Below are 19,954 nucleotides of genomic sequence, written 5' to 3' on the forward strand. Positions count from 1 at the left end.
GTTAACTCTTTAACAATCGTCACCCTGATGAATTTATTGTACGATCGTCATCCTGAGTTTAACTCAGGATCTTCCCTCCATGATAGATGCTGAAACAAGTTCAGCATGACGATCTAGTTATGTAGCCACGTAATAAATCAGGTTTACCATGACCATTTCAGATACATTAAATGCGATCCAGTACATCACAAAGATCCAGAACATTTTAAATATAATACTGGAAGGTTTACGTTGGTAAAACACTTTTAACGCATTGTACATGTACCAGCATATCCAAACCACCACACCAAATTGAATAATATTGGTAATAATGGCACTGTTGCCAAAAACATGCTTAACCAATGGGTTTGTAAAAATCTGCACAATAAAATAGGCAGTCATACCGTGAATGGTAAAAATCAGGTGGTTTAAATAATAAATATGATTTTTCCTGAAATTCCACATGATGAACAGCGCCAATAGCGGCATCAATAAGAAATACTGTTTTGGGCGGTTATGTTCTAAGGTTTCCTGAATGACTTCAGATTTTTCACCTATATTGATCGCCCGCTTTTTGATTAACCGCTCATACCAGCTATCCTGATCGGCTGGTGGTAATTTTTTCTGTCTGTTTAAATAAGCAGCATAAGTACTATCGTTCCTTTCAATATGAATCTCGTTAAAATCTTCGATCAGGTCATTAATAGAATCCGATTTGAGGGTGGTATTTTCTGTTTTAAGTCTATTTAACTCTTTCTCCTGGTCAGCAAAACCAAGTTTTACAAATTCTTTTTTCTTGATTGCTTTATTAATCGATGTTGTCGCCTTATTTGCAATCTCTTTAGATATTCCTGTAAGTTTCAGTGCCTTGTTTACACTATCGGTAACATTTTCACTCCTTTTATTTTCAATCGTGATGCCGTTTTCATGTTTTTCCTTTGTTTTATGTTTTGGCGAATACACCACCAAAAAATATACGATGGAAACAAAGATGTACATACTCACCGGATTAATATAGCGGGCCCTTTTGCCGGCTAAATAATCGAGCGTAACCTTTCCGGGTTTTGTTAAAAGAGGAGAGAGGGTTTGAAAAAATTTATTGTCGAAATGAAAGTAATGCGCAATACTGTGGCTGATAAAAGCCCAGAAACTTTCTTTTAACTCTAGGTTCGGCTGACCGCAATCGCTACAATAATGTTTCTCAACATGAGCACCGCAGTTTAAACAATTGTGTTCTTTTCTATACTTACCAGCTGACATGGAATAAATTATAAATGGTTAATGGCTTCTACTTCTGCCCGTGTATGTTTGTGTTTAAATATGACAACAAAAACTATCGCAATAACCAATACATAAATGGTGAAAGATAGCCAGATGTTGTGCCAGTCTTTTACATCTAAAGCCCTGCTTAAATTTCCATTCTCTAACACGCTGATTCCTTTGTTTTTCAAAAACTGCAGCAAATGCTTATTGTCTGCTTCGCTCTTTACATATTTAGATAACGAATCGATACTGCTATAATAGGTCGTAAAATATTTATTAATCATCCAACCTGATACTAAACTTCCAAACACAGCGCCGAAACCGTTAGTCATCATCATAAATAAACCTTGTGCAGATGAACGTGTTTTTGGTGTAGTTGATGTTTCGACGAACAATGACCCCGAAATATTAAAGAAATCGAATGCCATACCGTATACAATACAAGAAGTGATGATCATCCATAAATTGGTAGATGGATCGCCAAAAGCAAATAAGCCAAAACGTAATACCCAGGCAAACATGGCAATTGCAATTACCCATTTAATCCCAAATCTTTTCAAAAAGAATGGAATAGCCAGAATAAACAATGTTTCTGATATTTGAGAGATGGATAAAATAATGGTAGAATATCGGATGACAAAAGATTCGGCAAAAACAGGAAATAATTTAAATTCATCTAAAAATACATCACCATAAGCATTTGTTAATTGTAATGCAGCTCCTAAAAACATAGAGAAGATAAAAAACAATGCCATTTTGTAGTCGGCAAACAGCTTGAAAGATTCTAAGCCCAGTTTCTGTGCGAATGTTTTTTTCTCACTAATGAGGTTCAAAGGCTTACAGGCGGGAAGGGTAAAAGAGTATAATCCCAGCATTAAGGCACTGACACCTGCAATGTAGAACTGATTCGCACTTGCTTTATTACCCGTTAAATTGGTAAGCCACATGGCAGCAATAAAACCAACCGTTCCCCATACACGAATGGGTGGAAAGTTTTTCACTACATCGAAATTGCCGTTTTTTAACGTTGTGTAGCTAATGGAATTACTTAATGCAATGGTTGGCATGTAAAAACACATGGCTACCAGTATTACCCAAAAGAAAGTGTGTGGATCTTCTACCTGAGGAAGATAGAACATGGTGGCGGCATAAAGAATATGTAAGATTGCATATAACCTTTCAGCATTGATCCATTTATCTGCAAGAATACCTGTTATGGTTGGCATAAATAACGATGCAATGCCCATGGTAGAGAAAATTATCCCAAAATCTGCACCATCCCATTGTTTGGTTCCAAACCAATAATTTGCAATCGTAATTAACCAGGCAGCCCATACAAAGAATTGCATGAAACTCATTATAGTTAAGCGAAACTTAACGTTCATAATAATAGTTTAGTTTGAATGATTGAAAGTAAAAGCTGAATATAGAACTATTTTAAATGATAATCCAAAATGAACCTAAATTATTTTAAACAATTTGGTTCATCTTAGAATTTAGCTTTTATAGAGTGGATTTGAGAAGAAAATTCAGACAAATTTAGACCAGATAAACATTTTATCAGCATCAATGCTATGATGTTCCGCGTTTATTGAGCTCATCTCTTAATCTTGCGGCCTTTTCATAGGCTTCATCGGCAATAGCTTCCTGTAATTTTTGTTGAAGCTCTTCTAATGTTAAATCACCATAACCTTGTTGCTGGGTTGAGGTTGGCAAGCTATCTGCTTCGGGTTCCTTTGCAATAGAATCCATGTTTTCGAGAAAAAGAAAGTCATTGCCTTCGATTACGATTCCGGCGGAAGCTAAAATAAATTCGTAGGTATAAATCATGGCATTAAACCGAACAGCCAAAGCAATAGCATCAGATGTTCTGGCGTCAACTTCATGTGTATTTTTACCATCACTACAAATCAGCTTTGCATAAAAAACACCATCAACCAGGTTATATATGATAATTTCCTGGATATTGATATGAAAAGTATCAGCCATTGATTTAAACAAATCATGTGTTAATGGCCTACTAGGAGTCATTTTCTCAATTTCTATAGCAATGGCCTGCGCTTCAAAAGCACCAATAATAATCGGTAAGCGGCGGCGTCCATTTACTTCTCCTAAAACAAGGGCATAAGCACCAGATTGAGTCTGGCTGTAAGATAAACCTACAATATCTAATTTAACTTTTTTCATATTTGTCGATGTCATGTTGAGCTTGTCGAAACATTTAATTTAATCCTTCGACAGGCTCAGGATGACAAAAATTATCCCTTATGTGCTTTTAATGCTTCAATTAATTTTGGTACCACCTCAAAAGCATCTCCAACAATACCATAATCGGCCACTTTAAAGAAAGGTGCTTCCGGATCTTTGTTGATTACGACAATCACTTTTGAAGAACTCACACCAGCCAAATGCTGGATCGCGCCAGAAATACCGATTGCAATGTAAAGGTTAGGACTAATGGCAATACCGGTTTGACCAACGTGCTCTGAGTGTGGTCTCCAGTCTGCATCCGATACGGGTTTAGAGCATGCTGTAGCTGCACCTAACAAACCAGCCAATTCTTCAATCATTCCCCAGTTTTCTGGTCCTTTTAAACCTCTACCGGCCGAAACCACCAATTCTGCATCAGGTAATGACACTTTATCTGTTGCCCTAACAATCTCTTTAATAACAGTTCCTAAATCTGATTGTTTAACATCAGCGGTAAAAACTTCTATTGCTGCATCAGTAGCATTTTCTTTAACACCAAATGCATTTGGGTTTAACGCGATTACTTTATTGGCCGATGTTAATTCGGTAATGGCAAATGCTTTACCTGAAAAAGCGGTTTTTTTAACCGAAAATTTACCATCATTACTCGGTAACTCAACTGCACCGTCAGCTAAACCTGCCTTAAGTTTTACTGCAATACGTGGAGCTAAACCTTTGCCAGAGAAAGAGTTAGATAAAACCACAATATCGGCACCTTCTTTTTCCGCTGCTGCTGCAATAACACTTGCATAAGCCTGGTTTACGAAAGTTTTTAACTGATCGGAACTCACGTTTAATACTTTGGATGCACCGTATTTACCCAATTCCTTTAATTCGCTATCAGCTACGTCGCCAATAGAAATTGCGGTTAACTGAGTTGATTGTTGATCGGCAATGGCTTTGGCATAAGATACGGCTTCAAATACAGATTTCTTAAATTTTCCCTCAGCTTGTTCTACATATACTAATACTGACATATATTTACCCCTAAATCCCCTGAAGGGGACTTTTTATTTTATAATGAAATTAATTCTATTTATTATCTCTTTATTATTAAACAACTGGAAATTGAAAATTGCCAACTACTTATATCACTTTAGCTTCGCTGTGAAGTAAACTAATTAACGATTCTGTTTGGTCGGCAGGAATTAATTTTACCGTTCCGCGAGGAGCAGGGGTTTCGTATTTGGTTACTTTGGTTACTTCTTCAATAGCAACGGCATCTACTACCACCAATGGTTTTGTTCTGGCGCTCATGATACCACGCATATTCGGAATTTTTGGTTCTGCTACGCCTTCGGCACAACTTGCAACCAACTTACCTGAAACCGTTAAAACTTCTTTACCACCTTCAATTTCTCTTTCAATTGTTGCTGTATCGCCATCAACATCTAATTTTTTAATAATAGATACTGAAGGGATGTCTAAAAATTCGCCAACCATAGCGGCAACCTGATTACCATTATAATCAATAGACTCGCGACCAGTTAAAATTAGATTGAAATCTTTATCTTTTGCATATTCTGCTAGCTGTTTTGCCACGAAATAAGCATCTCTCGGTGCCGCATTAACCCTAACTGCATCATCTGCACCAATTGCAAGCGCTTTTCTGATGGTAGGATCGTTACCCGCTTCGCCGACATTAATAACGGTTACTGTTCCTTTACCGCCTTCGGTCAACTCAATTGCCCTTGATAAAGCGATTTCATCGTATGGATTAACAATATATTGCACTCCTGACGTATTGAATTCGGTATTATCATTAGTAAAAGTTATTTTTGTCGTTGTGTCTGGCACATTACTGATACAAACTAATATTTTCATATGTTAATAGTGGTTTTTATTGCTATGACGTTATCAAGCTGAATTGATTAGCTCATGATAATTTCATATGTTATATGTTTATTATATAAGGTCTTTCTGCAAATTTAATTAAAAAAGCAAGGAAATAAAATGTCATCAACCCGTTTAAGTAAGTTATTAGAATTTTTAGAAAGTGATCCCAACGATCCTTTTATACTATATGCCTTAGCCACAGAGTATAACGCACAAAATGATAAGGAAAAGGCTTATTCTTTTTACCTTCAGTTAACGGATAAACATCCCGATTATGTTGGCACCTATTACCATTTAGGTAAATTACTCGAAAAAGACGATCAAAAAGAAAAGGCTATCGCCATTTATCAGCAAGGTATGCAGGTAGCACGCAACAAAAGAGACATGCACGCTTTTTCTGAATTACAGGGTGCATATAATACAGCGGCTGGATTAGATTATGAAGACGATTAAACCCCAAACCCCTGAAGGGGCTTTTAGTTTATTATTATAAATGCAAACAAAACCTATTGCTGCAAAAAGACAGTGGTTATTTATTAGAAACGTAATCTTTTTCACCTTTACTTCCTTTGGAGGGGCGCAGGCACATCTGGCGCTATTGCTTAAATACTTTGTTCAGAGCACAAAATTTATCTCAGAAGAGGAGCTTTTAGAGTTAAATGCATTGGCACAGGTACTCCCAGGACCAGCATCTACGCAAACCCTGGTTGGGATAGCCTGGAAGGTTGGAAAACTTAAACTGGCTATTATCACTTTCCTGATCTGGATTTTACCCACAGCAACTATAATGACTTTTGCTGCAATCAGTTATGCCCTGCTCGATCAAAAACAAAAGTTCAATGATGTTTTAGAGTATATCCAGCCAATTGCACTGGGTATTGTAGCTTACGGCGCCTGGAAACTTGGCAAAAAGGTTTTATCCTCGCAGGTTTCCATATTCCTGGCCATTGCTTCGGTTATTGCTACGCTAGTTTTAAGAAATGCTTATGTGTTTCCATTGTCAATATTAATAGGAGGAATGATCTCTTCGGCTATCGAAACACCAAAAGAGGAAGCAGAGCTAAGGGTTAAACTTTTTTCAAATATCAACCCTAAAAAACTAGTTTACTTTTTGGGTGCTTTACTTTTGTTTGCCTTAGTAGGCGCAATTATAAACAGAACATCGCCCTTTAGTTTGCCGATCCGTTTACTCGAAAACTTTTACCGTAACGGAATATTGGTTTTCGGAGGGGGACAGGTACTTGTTCCGCTGATGTTTACCGAGTTTGTAGAGATGAAACATTATTTACCTTCATCCGGATTTTTATCAGGTTTTGCATTACAACAAGCTTTACCTGGTCCAACATTTTCTTTCACCAGCTATTTAGGTGCATTAAGCATGAAGAATTTTGGATACGGATTATGGGGGCAAATTTTAGGCGGATTAATCGGGGTAATTGGTATCAATTTACCTGGACTAATCCTCGTTTTATTTATTGTACCATTTTGGGATGATCTGAAAAAGATCTCCCGCATCCGTCATAGCCTTTCCGGAATCAATGCCGTTAGTGTTGGATTTATTATCGCCGCTTTTGTACTGCTGTTAATACCCATGGGCTTTAACTGGATATTTTTGGGAATTATGCTTGCCACATTTCTGCTGCTTAATTTCACAAAAATAAGCCCGCCGGTTATTGTGTTGGCAGGTATCCTGATCGGATATTTATTTTAGTAAAAACAGATGAAGGTTTTGAATCTTAACTAAAATTTGAAAAGCAATTGCAGTAAATTATAGCTTAATGCAGTCCCGCTATCACTGCTGCTCCGATGAAACCTGTGAAACAAGCAAGCACACAATAAAAATAAAATATACAGTGCTTAAATCGGGAGCATTCGTTTTATCGGGTTTAGATTGCCTGGTTACCTGCTGCCAGGATCAGCTTTTCGTGCCAGCGCCCATTTTTAGTTCTGATTGTTGAAATCTTTACTTGTCATCCTGAGCGGAGTGGGAGGCCAAAAAGCTAAACCTTGCGCTTAAATGAAATACTTTTTATACAGCATTAGGATTTATCAATACCTAAAACGGTGGATCATCATCATTATAATCGTCCATTTTTGAAGGACGGATAATCACATTGCTTTGTTTTTCAAAATCCTGAGATGGATACATTCCCGCAGAAGGATCAGCAGCAAATGAATTTGGTGGCGCATTAAAGTCGTCTTCCAGATCCTGGAATTTCACAAATTTACCTACGAATTTAAGCGGTACGATCCCGGTTTCACCATTACGGTGTTTTGCAATGATAACCTCACCAATACCCGCCTGCGACCTTCCTTGTTCATCTTCAGTAATACCGTAATATTCAGGACGGTACAAGAACAATACCATATCCGCATCCTGCTCAATAGATCCCGACTCACGTAAATCGGATAACATTGGTCGCTTTCCTTGTAAACCAGGTCTGCTCTCTACCGCACGACTTAACTGCGATAGTGCCAGCACCGGAACGTCAAGTTCTTTTGCAACTGATTTTAGTGCCCTTGAAATACTACCAATTTCCTGCTCACGGTTACCGCCTCCTTTTCCTTCGCCTTTACCATGCATTAACTGCAAGTAATCGACAATTACCAATTGAATATCGTATTGCGATTTTAATCGTCTGCATTTTGCCCTGAACTCGAAAATATTTAGCGCAGGTGTATCATCAATTAACAGGGGAGCTTCAGTTAAACGGCCAATTTTACTGTGTAACTGCTGCCATTCCCATTCCTGTAAATTTCCTTTTCTGATTTTTTCCTGTTCAATTTCTGCTTCTCCAGAAATTAAACGATTCACCAACTGAACTGACGACATCTCTAGTGAGAATACCACTGTTGGCTTTGCAAAATCGACGGTGGCGTTTCTTGCGCAGGTTAGTACGAAAGCCGTTTTTCCCATCGCCGGACGTGCAGCAATAATCACTAAATCCTGCTTTTGCCAGCCACCAGTTATTCTGTCTAATCCTGTAAAACCTGTTGGCACACCGGTTAAACCATCGGTTTTGGTACGAAGCTCTTCTAATGTGGCTAACGATTGTTTAATGATATCGTCCATTTTCTGTGTATCTCTACGCAGGTTATTCTGGGCGATTTCAAAAAGTCCTTTTTCTGCCTGATCTAAGAGATCGAAAATATCAGTTGTATCTTCGTAGGCATTTGTAATGATTTCGGTAGAGATCCTAATTAACTCACGCTGAATATATTTCTGAGAAATAATACGTGCGTGGAACTCGATATTCGCTGCTGAAGCAACTCTATTGGTTAAATTGGTAATGTAATAAGCGCCACCAACTATTTCTAAAGTGCCTAATGTACGCAGTTCGGCTGTTACGGTTAAAATATCAACCGGTCGCGATTTCTGAAATAGGATATGAATGGCTTCAAAAATTTTCTGATGGGCAATGTTATAAAAAACCTCTGGTTTCAAAACATCAATTACAGCAGAAAGCGCATCTTTTTCGAGCATTAATGCCCCAAGAACTGCTTCCTCAAGATCTAACGCCTGAGGGGGGATTTTCCCTTGTGAACTTATGGTATTACTTAACCTGCTTTTTCTAGCAGTCATACTGTTCTTTCCGCCTTGTTCATTATCGATACTCATTCCACAAAAGTAATCAAATTTTGATGCGGTTGCTCGAATTAGTTACTAGCTGTTTGTTAACAAATTGAAGCATAATCAGATTAAATTTTATTGGATTTATGATGCCATATAAATTTTTAAACAATTAAATGTTAATAAGGAGCACATTGTTTAGGGCTAAAACATTTTATTTGAATACTTTTGCCTAACAATTTCAAAACATGGATAATTTTAGAAGACCGCAACGCGCAAAAGAGAATAATGAGTTTGTATTCGGCATCAGGGCCGTAATAGAAGCCGTTAAAGCAGGAAGAGATATTGAAACCATTTACCAGCAACGCGGTTTGGGCGGTGATCTTTTTCTAGAATTGAAAGCGCTTCTAAAAGATACTTTGATTCCTTTAAATTCGGTTCCAGTTGAGAAGCTGAACCGCATGTCGCAGAAAAACCATCAAGGTGTAATTGCCGTTATTTCTCCCATTACCTATCAGAATATTGAAGACATTGTTCCAGCTGTTTTTGAAAAAGGAGAAGTTCCATTAATTTTGGTTTTAGATAGCGTGACTGATGTCCGCAATATGGGTGCAATTGCCCGTACGGCTGCTTGTGTAGGCGTTCATGCCATTGTTGTTCCGTTAAAAAATGCAGCACAGATCAATGCAGATGCCATTAAAACATCTGCGGGTGCCTTATTCAGCATTCCGATTTGTCGCCATGCTAACCTGCACAAAACCTGTTTATTTCTACAGGAAAGCGGTCTGCAAATTGTAGCCTGTACCGAAAAAACAAGTGATTTTATTTATGCACCAGATTATACCATGCCTACGGCAATTGTAATGGGCTCAGAAGATGAAGGAATTTCTAACGATCTTTTAAGGGTAGCCGATCATTTAGCTAAAATACCAATGGCTGGAAAAATCGAATCGTTAAATGTTTCGGTTGCCGCCGGGGTAATTTTATACGAAGCGGTCAGACAAAGAACAGTTTGAGGTAAGATGTCAAAGGGAAGAGGGCTGATGGAATTAGTATCGATTCATACACCTCATCGGGGTTCGCCATCCTGAACTTGTTTCAGGATCTTCTATTATAGGTTAAAAGGGAAAAGGTAATAAGTAAGATGTAAAGGAAAATGGGACGATGGAATTAGTATCGACTCATACACCTCATCGGGGTTCGTCATCCTGAACTTGTTTCAGGATCTTTTATAACAGGTTTAAGGGAAAATGTAAGAGGTAAGATGTAAAAGGGCTGATGGAATTAGTATGATTCATACATTTCATCAGGGTTCGTCATCCTGAACTTGTTTCAGGATCCTCCATTATAGGTTGAAGGGAAAATGTAAGAGGTAAGACGTAAAAGGGCTGATGGAATTAGTATCGATTCATACACCTCATCGTGGTTCGTTATCCTGAACTCGTTTCAGGATCTTCCATTATAGGGTTAAAAGGGAAATGTAAGATGGGTAATATAAGCTATGCCACATCATCCATCTTACCTCTCACATCATCCATCCTAAATAAACTTATTTCCGTAGCGCGATTTAACTTCAGCGACAAACTCCTTAACTCTCTGCTCTTCGTTTCTTGGGCAAATCATGAGCATATTATTGTTTTCGACCACAATGTAATCGTGCAGTCCTTGCAGGATCACCAATTTATCTTTCGGCACATTTACCATACAGTTCGATGAATCGAACATCAATACCTGCTCCGAAGGGATAACCGCATTGCCTACATAGTCTTTCTCGGCCATCTCATAAATAGAGGCCCAGGTTCCTAAATCAGACCAGCCAAAATCGGATGGAAGCACGTAAACATTCTCCGCTTTTTCCATAATCCCAAAATCAATTGAAATATTGGTGCATTGGAAATATGCATTATTGATAAAGGCTTTTTCTCCTTCCGTATTCAGCTCAGACCTGCCGATATTAAATATCTCATACATATCCGGCAGATGTTTTTCGAAGGCACTTAAAATCGCTTTAGCCGACCAGATAAATATCCCGGCATTCCACAGGAAATCGCCACTTTGCAAAAATGATTTGGCTAATTCCAGATTTGGCTTTTCGGTAAAGGTTTTAACCTTATGCAGGTCGGTATCGGTATTGAGCACATAATCGGTGTGCTGAATATAACCATAACCTGTATCCGGACGGTTTGGTTTAATACCTAATGTGATTAAACAATCGTTTTTAGAAGCTGCATCTAATGATTGCTGAATAGACTCTATAAAGCCATCAATATTGGCAATGGTATGATCAGAAGGAGCTACAACAATAGTCGCATTTGGATTTAATTGAGCAATTTTTAAACTTCCGTAAGCAATACAAGGTGCTGTATTCCTTAATAAAGGTTCTGCCAGAATTTGATTTGCACTGAGCTGTGGCAACTGCTCTTTTACTAAATCCGAATAAATTTCGTTGGTAACAATAAAAATATTTTCAGGAAGGCAAATTTTTAAAAATCGATCGTAGGTGCTTTGTATCAAAGTTTTACCTACACCAAAAAAATCGATAAACTGTTTTGGGTATTCTGTTCTGCTTACTGGCCAAAAGCGACTTCCGACGCCACCGGCCATAATTAATGCATAATAATCTTTATTCATTTTATAAATTAAAATTACACAATACCTTCGTTAAGAAGATCGTGTAAATGGATAATGCCAAAGTAAGTATTTTGTTCCAGAACTAATAATTGCGTTATATTGTTTTGTTTAATAATATCCAAGGCATCCACCGCTAAAGCATCAAATTGTATACTCTTTGGCGTTCTGCCCATAATATCTTCGGCTTTTAAGTTTGCAATAGAATTGTTATTTTCTAACATCCGCCTAATATCACCATCGGTAATAATGCCCAGCACCTTATCGTCGTTATCAACAACAACAACAGCACCCAAACGGTTTTTACTAATTTCGATCAGCACATCTTTAACAGAAGCCGATGGATGTATGGCTGGTTTTTCGTTAGACAGGGCAAGATCACGGGCCCTTAAATATAATTTTTTACCTAAGGATCCTCCCGGGTGATACTTGGCAAAATCTGATTCATTAAAATCTCTGCATTCCAATAAACAAATGGCTAAGGCATCGCCCAATGCCAATTGCGCCGTTGTACTGGTGGTGGGTGCCAAATTATGCGGACAAGCTTCTTTTTCGAAAGAAGTGTTTAAAATCAGATCAGCTTGCTCGGCTAAAAAAGAATTCAACTCGCCAACCATCCCGATTAAAAGATTGCCAGAAGTTTTTAACAAGGGGGTAAGTACTTTTATTTCTGGTGTATTTCCGCTTTTAGAAAGGCAGATGACAATATCATCCACCTGGATCATGCCCAGATCGCCATGAATGGCATCTGCAGCATGCATAAAAATAGCAGGGGTACCTGTTGAATTAAAAGTAGCCACCATTTTTTGCGCAATAATTGCACTTTTTCCTATACCTGTAACAATTACCCTTCCTTTACCATGTAAAATGCTTGATACGACTTTTTCAAAATCGTTATTAATATTCTTGGCAACATTTAATATTGCTGCTGCTTCAAGCTCTAATGTGCTTACAGCTGATTGGATTATTGATTTTTTACTTTTCAAAGAGAAAATAATTGTATGTTAATACTTGAAATTCTTGTAAAATTATGTTATTTTGGATACAAAAATAGCATCGCATATTTTATTACACAAAATGGACGTGAAAAAGTCGTTATTTGATAACCTACAAAATTTCTTCGGGTTTGATAATTTCAAGGGTGATCAGGAGTCGATCATTACAAATATTTTAGAAGGCAATAACACTTTTGTTATTATGCCAACAGGCGGAGGGAAGTCTATTTGCTATCAGTTGCCCGCTTTAATGAGCGAGGGAACGGCAATTGTAATCTCTCCACTAATTGCATTGATGAAAAACCAGGTAGACCAATTAAGGGCCTTTGGTGGAAATGACAGTATTGCTCATTTTCTTAATTCATCCCTAAACAAATCTGAAATTACTCAAGTTAAATCTGATCTTTTAAGCGGTCAGACTAAATTATTGTATGTTGCGCCCGAATCTCTGGCGAAACAGGATAATATTGAATTTTTAAATCTGATTAAAATCTCTTTCGTTGCTGTTGATGAAGCGCACTGTATCTCTGAATGGGGGCACGATTTCAGACCAGAATACCGTAAGATTAAACAGGTGATTGCAGGATTAGGAAATAACATTCCAATTATTGCACTAACCGCAACGGCTACACCAAAAGTGCAGCAGGATATTATGAAGAACCTCGGCATGACGGAGGCAACCTTGTTTAAATCTTCATTTAACAGACCCAACCTCTTTTACGAGATCCGCCCGAAAAGAGACATTACCAAAGAGATTATTAAATACATCAAATCTAATCCGGGCAAATCAGGCATTATTTATTGTCTAAGTCGCAAAAAGGTAGAAGAGGTGGCTGAAGCGCTAAATCTAAATGGAATTAGTGCCTTGCCTTATCATGCTGGTTTAGACCCAAAAGTTAGGGCCGAAACACAGGATAAATTTTTGATGGAAGATGCTGAGGTAATCGTTGCAACCATTGCCTTTGGTATGGGGATCGATAAACCCGATGTTCGTTTTGTCATTCACCATGACGTGCCTAAAAGTATGGAAGGTTATTACCAGGAAACTGGCAGGGCCGGACGTGATGGTGGCGAAGGTGTTTGTATTGCTTTCTACTCTCAAAAAGATGTAGACAAACTGGCCAAGTTTATGAAAGATAAACCGGTTTCTGAAAGAGAAATTGGGACACAAATATTAAAAGAAGTAATTGATTATGCTGAATCTGGCGTTTGCCGTCGGAAGCAGATCCTTCATTATTTTGGCGAAAACTTTAATGAAACAGGCTGTAACTGCATGTGCGATAATTGCAAAAAGCCTAAAAAACAATTTGACGCCGAAAGCCAGTTATCTACGGTATTAAAGTTTATTGAGAAATCGGGAGAAAAATTCGACGATGCACACTTGCTAAACGTTTTCTTAGGTTTAGAAACCGCACAAACCATTGCCTACGAGCATAGTAAGGTTCCTGAATTTGGAATTGGTAAAGAAGAAGGTGAGTTGATGTGGAAATCGATTATCCGCCAGGCTGTTTTAAACAACTACCTTTTTAAAGATATTGATAATTACGGTTTATTAAAGTTAACCAAACAGGGAAGAGATTTTATTGTCAACCCTTACAGCCTCAAATTCATACTAAACGAGCCAATAGAGAACGGTGCTGACGATGACGATGATGACGTAAAACAAGGCACAGGTGCTTTAGATACGCATCTTTTATCATTGCTTAAAGAGCTACGCAAAAAAATAGCCAAGCAAAAAAGCGTTCCGCCATTTGTGGTTTTTCAAGACCCATCTTTAGAGGAAATGTGTACACATTACCCCATTACGATGGAAGAGCTTCGCCAGATTTCTGGTGTAGGTTCGGGTAAAGCGATGAAATTCGGAACACCTTTTATCGAACTGATTAAAAAATATGTTGAGGATAACGATATCGAGCGTCCGATTGATCTGATTATTAAAACACAGGCCAATAAATCTCAGATGAAGGTTTCAATTATTCAAAATATCGACCGGCAGATTGGCTTGGAAGATATTGCCGACTCAAAAGGCATCACTTACGAAGAAATCCTGAAAGAAGTAGAATCGATTGTAAACTCTGGAACCAAACTTAACCTAAACTATTTCATTGATGAAGTGATTGATGATGATAGACAGGATGAAGTATTTGATTATTTCAGGGCAGCCGAAAGCGATTCTATAGACGAAGCGCTCAATGAATTAGGTGAAACTGATTACACCCGCGAAGAAATTCAATTGATGCGAATTAAATTCATGTCAGAACTAGGCAACTAGCTTTTGATGTCAGACGTAAAATGGAAGATGGAATTATAGCACTGTGCATAAACCCATCTTCCATTTTCCATTACACATTTTACATATGTTAAACTACTTAGATAAATTAAAAAATACAGATTCAGGGAATTTCTTTTTAATGGCGGGACCATGCGCTATTGAGGGTGAGGATATCGCTATGAGAATTGCCGAAAAGATCATTACCATTACGGATAAACTTCAAATCCCATATATTTTCAAAGGTTCGTACCGCAAGGCTAACAGAAGTAAAGGAAGTTCCTTTACTGGCATTGGCGATGAAAAAGCTTTGCGTATTTTAGAACGCATTGGTAGAGAATTTGGCGTGCCAACAGTTACTGATATTCACGAAAGCGGAGAGGCCGCCATGGCTGCTGCATACGTGGATGTATTGCAGATTCCTGCATTTTTATGTCGCCAAACCGATTTGTTAATTGCTGCTGCAGAAACAGGAAAAGTAGTGAACGTTAAAAAAGGCCAGTTCCTTTCTGCAGGTTCAATGAAATTTGCTGTAGAAAAAGTAAAAGAGGCCGGCAACAATAAAGTAATCCTGACGGATAGAGGTAATACCTTCGGTTATCAGGATTTGATTGTTGATTACCGCGGATTACCTGAAATGCAGAGTTTTGGCGTGCCAGTGGTAATGGATTGTACGCATTCATTGCAACAGCCCAATCAAAGCAGTGGTGTAACCGGAGGCAAACCAGAACTGATCTCAACCATCGCCAAGGCGGCAATTGCGGTAGGAGCAGATGGTTTATTTATCGAAACGCACCCTGATCCGGCTAATGCGAAATCAGATGGCGCCAATATGTTACATTTAGACCTGCTGGAAGAAACATTAACCAAGCTGATTCGTATCAGACAAGCTATACTATAATTTTGAACAATCCGAAAGTATTTCTTACTGCCGAATGGCGTAAACTGGCGCTGGCACAGTACGCTGTAGACAAAGAAATACTTTCGAAATACCTTCCTCCACACATCGAGTTAGATGACTGGCAAGGTAAATACTATGTCAGTTTAGTGGGCTTTATGTTTGTTGATGTTAAACTTCGGGCATTAACATTCCTTTCCATACCAATTTTGAGGAAGTTAACCTTAGGTTTTATGTTAAATTTAAGATGGCACTACCTGGAAGCGCGGCGTAGTTTTTATCAAAGAATTTGTACCCAAACCAGCCATCACCTTTGTAGCAAATACCATTTATAAAGAAAATTACCAAACATTTCCGATGAAACATGTTTGGATTGAACAGGAAAACCAAATTGAGGTAGATTATCTTTGGAAGAATAGAAATTGGCATAACTTTTCAGTAACCGCTGCATCAAAAGCTGAAGAAATCAGGGTCGGAAGCGAAGAGGAGTATATCACCGAACATTATTGGGGTTATACTAAAATCGGAAGGAATAAAACTTCTGAATATGGGGTAGAGCATCCGCGCTGGGAGGCTTATCCTGTAAATGATTATAAAATTAATGTCGATTTTGGAATCAACTATGGGAATGATTTCGCTTTTTTAAATCATGCCAAGCCTGATTCAGTATTCCTAGCCGAAGGCTCTGAAATAAGGGTACTAAAAGGGAAGAAGTTTTAGTACTGACAAAGTTACCATTATATCCTATGGTAATCTCCCCGCCAGTTTTTGATAGCTTTTTTAATCTCGCCGGGAGATAGTTTTTCTGAAAGTGTTTTATCTACTAAAGCCAAATATTCTTCATCACCAGCAAAACGTAAAGCCAAAATCTGACCCATCCTTAGTTCAACCGGAAGTGCTTTACCGGCCAGAATGTAATAACGTAATTTTTCTTCAGCCCTCGCCGCTCGATCCTGTGCTTTAAGCGCGAACATCCTTGCCATTACCGCTATAATCGCTATCAGGAAAAATGCAAGCACCAGCAAGCCTGTAATGATAGTGGGTATGGCAATGCAAGAGTAAATGGCAAAACCTAATCCTAATATGGCTAATGGTATAGCGAAAAAATGAAAAGGGGGGTAAAATCTTTTATGGTTTCCGTAATGCTGAGACATTTTTAATTTTTATTAAGTTTATCGACTTAACAGGGCGTTGCATTTAAGGCAAAATCTTTAATTTATATTGCTATAAAAGTTCCCGTTATATCTTAGTAATTACAAACGAGGTTCTCCTATTGTTTTTCCTACCCAAATCAGTTTTATTGTCAGCAATTGGTTTACTGGCACCAAAACCTTTATAAGTAAGCCTCTTGGCATCGATACTATTTTTAATCAGGTATTCGTAAACGGCATTGGCACGGTTAAATGATAACTTTTCATTTAGTTTATCATCGCCAACATTATCTGTATGCCCCTGAATCTCGATCTGAACGTTTTCATTTTGATGTAAAAAGTCGATCAGCAGATCCAGTTCACGGATAGAAGCGGGCAAAAGATTAAATTTATTGGTATCGAAGAAAATGTTTCTTAAGGTTACATTCCCACCTTGCTTTATCTTTTCAATATAAACTTCAATCTGGTAAGGTTTATTAATATCCCCGGCCTTGAGCTCGAAGTTTTCGGAGTAAAACATGTAACCTTCGGCATTTACATTGAACAAGTAATTACTCCCTACAGGCATTACCGCTAAAAACTGCCCAGTCTCAGGATCTGTGTAGTCGTCAAAAACAGTTTTATTGGTTTTCAAATCTACTACCTGGACATTGCTTTCAATCGTTTTTTTAGTATCCCGGTCTCTTACTATTCCTTTTACATATGAAACTTTTAATGGTTTGGCTACTTCAGGGATTCCAAAACTGTAAATATCCTGCATGCCGTAACCGCCTTTTAAATTTGATGAAAACAATCCTGAATTACCATCGGCACTTACTACTAAACCACTTTCATCTTCAAAAGAGTTAATCGGATAACCCATATTGATGGGCTTTTGCCATTTACCATCATTTTCCTGCCGGCTGTAATAAATATCTTTGTTCCCGAAACCTGGCCAGCCATCAGAAGAAAAATATAAGGTTTTACCATCTGCATGCAAAAAAGGGGTGTTCTCATCGAATGCAGTATTAATCTCTGGACCAAGATTAACGGCAGGTCCCCATTTGGCATCATCGGTAATGGTGCTTTTCCATATATCGTAACCACCCGATCCGCCAGGTCTGTTGCTGATAAAATATAATGTTCTTCCATCAGGACTGATGGCCGGTTGAGATTCCCAGAATTCAGAATTAACAGGCTGACCAACATTATAAGGCTCACCCCAATCTTTTCCTTCACGGTGTGAAACGTAAATATCACAGCGACCTAAACCATCAGGGCGGTTGCATCCGGTAAAAAACAGATACTTACCATCAGGAGAAATGGTTTGGGCACCCTCGTTATATCTCATCGTGTTTATTTTACTTGATAAAGGCGTGGCGATACCCCACGTATTATTTTTAAACTGTGAGGTCCAAAAGTCTTCATTACCATTCACCTGACGGGTAAAAACCAGGGTTTCGCCATCAGCAGTTATCGCAGGAAAGTACTCTGCATCAGTTGTATTTACACCATCACCTAAATTTGTTGGGCTATATTTTACGGGTTTCTTTATGGCTAATGCAGCAAAATCGCAATCTAAGAGGTATTTTTTTGCTCTTCTCCCTCTGTCAGATGAAGAATCTAACATCAAAAATTCACTAAAGTGCTGTTTCGCTTTTAAATAATCCTGCGTAGCAAATTCTGTTTCAGCCAAGCCATACATGACTTCCGGGGCAAACGTTTTGTTGATTAGTATCGCTTTTTCGTAAGCCGTTCTGGCATCCGGATATTTCTTTTGTATTTTGTAAAGCCCGGCAAGCATTACATAGGCATTTTGAAATAAAGGATCAGCCTCAACTGCACTTTTTAAAGCCTGCTCTGCTGAGGTATAATCTTGCTTTTGAATTAATGGATTTGCTTTTTCGAAAAAGGTTTGCGCTTTTTTATTGCCCGAACTTTGAGCAAATAGGCAAAAGCTAAATAAACTAAGGGATAAGAATAGACAAAACCTCATACATTAACATTTGGTTATCAAAGCTAATGTAAACTAATTTAAGGAATATTTAAAAATTTGTGTGTTTGTAAAGAAATCTCCCATTTAGGATTGGCCATTACATACTCAATAATTAATGGTGTAATTTCTTTTGATTTAGACCACTCAGGCTGAAGATATAATTTACAGGTAGGAGATACCATTGCAGCATATTCTTCGGCCCATTTAAAATCACTTTTATTAAAAACAATAACTTTTAATTCGTGTGCAAATGGCGTAATATCTGGTCTTGGGGCTTTAAACTTCTTTGGGGATAAACAGATCCAATCCCAGTTTCCCGAAAGTGGGTAGGCACCAGATGTTTCGATAAAAGTAAGAATACCTCTTTCTTTTAATTTATTGGTTAAATAATCCAGGTTATAAATTAAGGGCTCGCCACCAGTAATTACAACAGCTTTGCCCGGAAATTTATCGGCATTTTCTACAATAACGTCTGATGGGGTAAGTGGGTGCATTTCTGCGTCCCAGCTTTCTTTAACATCGCACCAATGGCAACCTACATCGCAGCCCCCTAAACGGATAAAATAAGCTGCTTTACCAGTATTAAATCCTTCGCCCTGTATAGTATAAAATTCTTCCATTAAAGGAAGTAATGTGCCGTCTTCTGGTATTTCTTGTTTCATTTTTGAGGATGCAAATATCCTAAAAAAATATGGTGATGCTGTTCCTCTTTTGAAATTTAATAGAAAGATGAAATAAGAGTGATATTTATTTGCTGTATTTTAGCAGAATGAAGTGGTTTAAAGCACTAAATAATAACCAGATTCCCCGTCCGGATAGCATCAAGACCATCGAGGTTGGTGGAAAACAGATCTGTCTGATCAATAATGATGATAAAATTATTGCAACCCAATCTCATTGTCCACATGCTGGAGGTCATTTTAGTGGCGGCTGGTGCAAAAACGGCAACCTGGTTTGCCCCATCCATCGATATGAGTATAATTTAACCACAGGGAGAGGCGCAGAGGGGCAGGGCGATTACATCAATATTTACCCAACCGAATTGCGTGAAGACGGCCTGTATATTGGTTTCGAAGAAAGCTGGTGGAGTAAACTTTGGGGATAAATTAATTTGATGAGGTGAATGTTAATCAGCCTCT

The 19,954-nt window shown here is 38.2% G+C and carries 17 protein-coding genes and 1 pseudogene; 7 read left to right on the top strand and 11 right to left on the bottom strand.

The window, feature by feature from the left end:
- Positions 1-117: 117 nt before the first annotated feature.
- The 5 genes from CA265_08850 to CA265_08870 all read right to left on the bottom strand — a co-directional run bounded on the left by CA265_08850 (position 118) and on the right by CA265_08870 (position 5,316).
- Positions 118-1,239: a hypothetical protein gene (locus CA265_08850; protein ID ARS39750.1), complete on the bottom strand. Its 1,122-nt coding sequence runs from the start codon at positions 1,237-1,239 to the stop codon at positions 118-120.
- 8 nt (positions 1,240-1,247) lie between these two features.
- Positions 1,248-2,627, bottom strand: coding sequence for an MFS transporter (locus tag CA265_08855; GenBank protein ID ARS39751.1), 1,380 nt, complete (start codon positions 2,625-2,627; stop codon positions 1,248-1,250).
- Positions 2,628-2,814: 187 nt separating this feature from the next.
- A complete protein-coding gene (locus tag CA265_08860; GenBank protein ARS39752.1) occupies positions 2,815-3,429 on the bottom strand; it encodes a hypothetical protein in 615 nt (204 codons plus the stop codon).
- A 71-nt stretch (positions 3,430-3,500) separates the two neighbouring features.
- On the bottom strand, positions 3,501-4,469 hold the full coding sequence (locus tag CA265_08865; protein ARS39753.1) for an electron transfer flavoprotein subunit alpha: 969 nt from the start codon (positions 4,467-4,469) through the stop codon (positions 3,501-3,503).
- Between the two features lie 109 nt (positions 4,470-4,578).
- Complete coding sequence (locus CA265_08870; GenBank protein ID ARS39754.1) at positions 4,579-5,316, bottom strand: electron transfer flavoprotein subunit alpha; 738 nt, start codon at positions 5,314-5,316, stop codon at positions 4,579-4,581.
- A 129-nt stretch (positions 5,317-5,445) separates the two neighbouring features.
- Between CA265_08870 and CA265_08875 the strand changes: the two genes are divergently transcribed.
- Positions 5,446-5,781: a tetratricopeptide repeat protein gene (locus CA265_08875; GenBank protein ID ARS39755.1), complete on the top strand. Its 336-nt coding sequence runs from the start codon at positions 5,446-5,448 to the stop codon at positions 5,779-5,781.
- A gap of 40 nt (positions 5,782-5,821) precedes the next feature.
- The gene (locus CA265_08880) at positions 5,822-7,039 is read left to right on the top strand and encodes a chromate transporter (GenBank protein ARS39756.1); all 1,218 of its coding nucleotides are present in this window, start codon (positions 5,822-5,824) and stop codon (positions 7,037-7,039) included.
- Between the two features lie 345 nt (positions 7,040-7,384).
- Here the strand turns inward: CA265_08880 and CA265_08885 are convergent, their stop codons facing one another.
- Complete coding sequence (locus CA265_08885) at positions 7,385-8,947, bottom strand: replicative DNA helicase (GenBank protein ARS39757.1); 1,563 nt, start codon at positions 8,945-8,947, stop codon at positions 7,385-7,387.
- A gap of 200 nt (positions 8,948-9,147) precedes the next feature.
- Between CA265_08885 and CA265_08890 the strand changes: the two genes are divergently transcribed.
- On the top strand, positions 9,148-9,915 hold the full coding sequence (locus CA265_08890) for a 23S rRNA (guanosine(2251)-2'-O)-methyltransferase RlmB (GenBank protein ID ARS39758.1): 768 nt from the start codon (positions 9,148-9,150) through the stop codon (positions 9,913-9,915).
- Between the two features lie 523 nt (positions 9,916-10,438).
- Here CA265_08890 and CA265_08895 read toward each other — a convergent pair.
- The gene (locus CA265_08895; protein ID ARS39759.1) at positions 10,439-11,530 is read right to left on the bottom strand and encodes a mannose-1-phosphate guanylyltransferase; all 1,092 of its coding nucleotides are present in this window, start codon (positions 11,528-11,530) and stop codon (positions 10,439-10,441) included.
- Positions 11,531-11,544: 14 nt separating this feature from the next.
- The gene (locus tag CA265_08900; protein ARS39760.1) at positions 11,545-12,513 is read right to left on the bottom strand and encodes a D-arabinose 5-phosphate isomerase; all 969 of its coding nucleotides are present in this window, start codon (positions 12,511-12,513) and stop codon (positions 11,545-11,547) included.
- 91 nt (positions 12,514-12,604) lie between these two features.
- Here CA265_08900 and CA265_08905 point away from each other — a divergent pair, with 91 nt between their 5' ends.
- The 3 genes and pseudogenes from CA265_08905 (at position 12,605) to CA265_08915 (ending at position 16,409) form a co-directional block, all read left to right on the top strand.
- Positions 12,605-14,794, top strand: coding sequence for a DNA helicase RecQ (locus tag CA265_08905; GenBank protein ARS39761.1), 2,190 nt, complete (start codon positions 12,605-12,607; stop codon positions 14,792-14,794).
- A gap of 85 nt (positions 14,795-14,879) precedes the next feature.
- The gene (locus CA265_08910) at positions 14,880-15,692 is read left to right on the top strand and encodes a 3-deoxy-8-phosphooctulonate synthase (protein ARS39762.1); all 813 of its coding nucleotides are present in this window, start codon (positions 14,880-14,882) and stop codon (positions 15,690-15,692) included.
- A 2-nt stretch (positions 15,693-15,694) separates the two neighbouring features.
- Positions 15,695-16,409: pseudogene (locus CA265_08915) on the top strand (hypothetical protein).
- Between the two features lie 17 nt (positions 16,410-16,426).
- Here the strand turns inward: CA265_08915 and CA265_08920 are convergent.
- The 3 genes from CA265_08920 to CA265_08930 form a co-directional block, all read right to left on the bottom strand.
- A complete protein-coding gene (locus tag CA265_08920) occupies positions 16,427-16,843 on the bottom strand; it encodes a hypothetical protein (protein ARS39763.1) in 417 nt (138 codons plus the stop codon).
- An 85-nt stretch (positions 16,844-16,928) separates the two neighbouring features.
- A complete protein-coding gene (locus tag CA265_08925; protein ID ARS39764.1) occupies positions 16,929-18,815 on the bottom strand; it encodes a hypothetical protein in 1,887 nt (628 codons plus the stop codon).
- Between the two features lie 38 nt (positions 18,816-18,853).
- Positions 18,854-19,477 carry a 7-carboxy-7-deazaguanine synthase QueE gene (locus CA265_08930; GenBank protein ARS39765.1) on the bottom strand — a complete coding sequence of 208 codons (624 nt, stop codon included), beginning with the start codon at positions 19,475-19,477 and terminating at the stop codon, positions 18,854-18,856.
- Positions 19,478-19,584: 107 nt separating this feature from the next.
- Between CA265_08930 and CA265_08935 the strand changes: the two genes are divergently transcribed.
- Positions 19,585-19,920: a (2Fe-2S)-binding protein gene (locus CA265_08935; protein ARS39766.1), complete on the top strand. Its 336-nt coding sequence runs from the start codon at positions 19,585-19,587 to the stop codon at positions 19,918-19,920.
- Positions 19,921-19,954 lie beyond the last annotated feature (34 nt).

It is taken from the genome of Sphingobacteriaceae bacterium GW460-11-11-14-LB5, assembly GCA_002151545.1.
GTDB lineage: Bacteria > Bacteroidota > Bacteroidia > Sphingobacteriales > Sphingobacteriaceae > Pedobacter.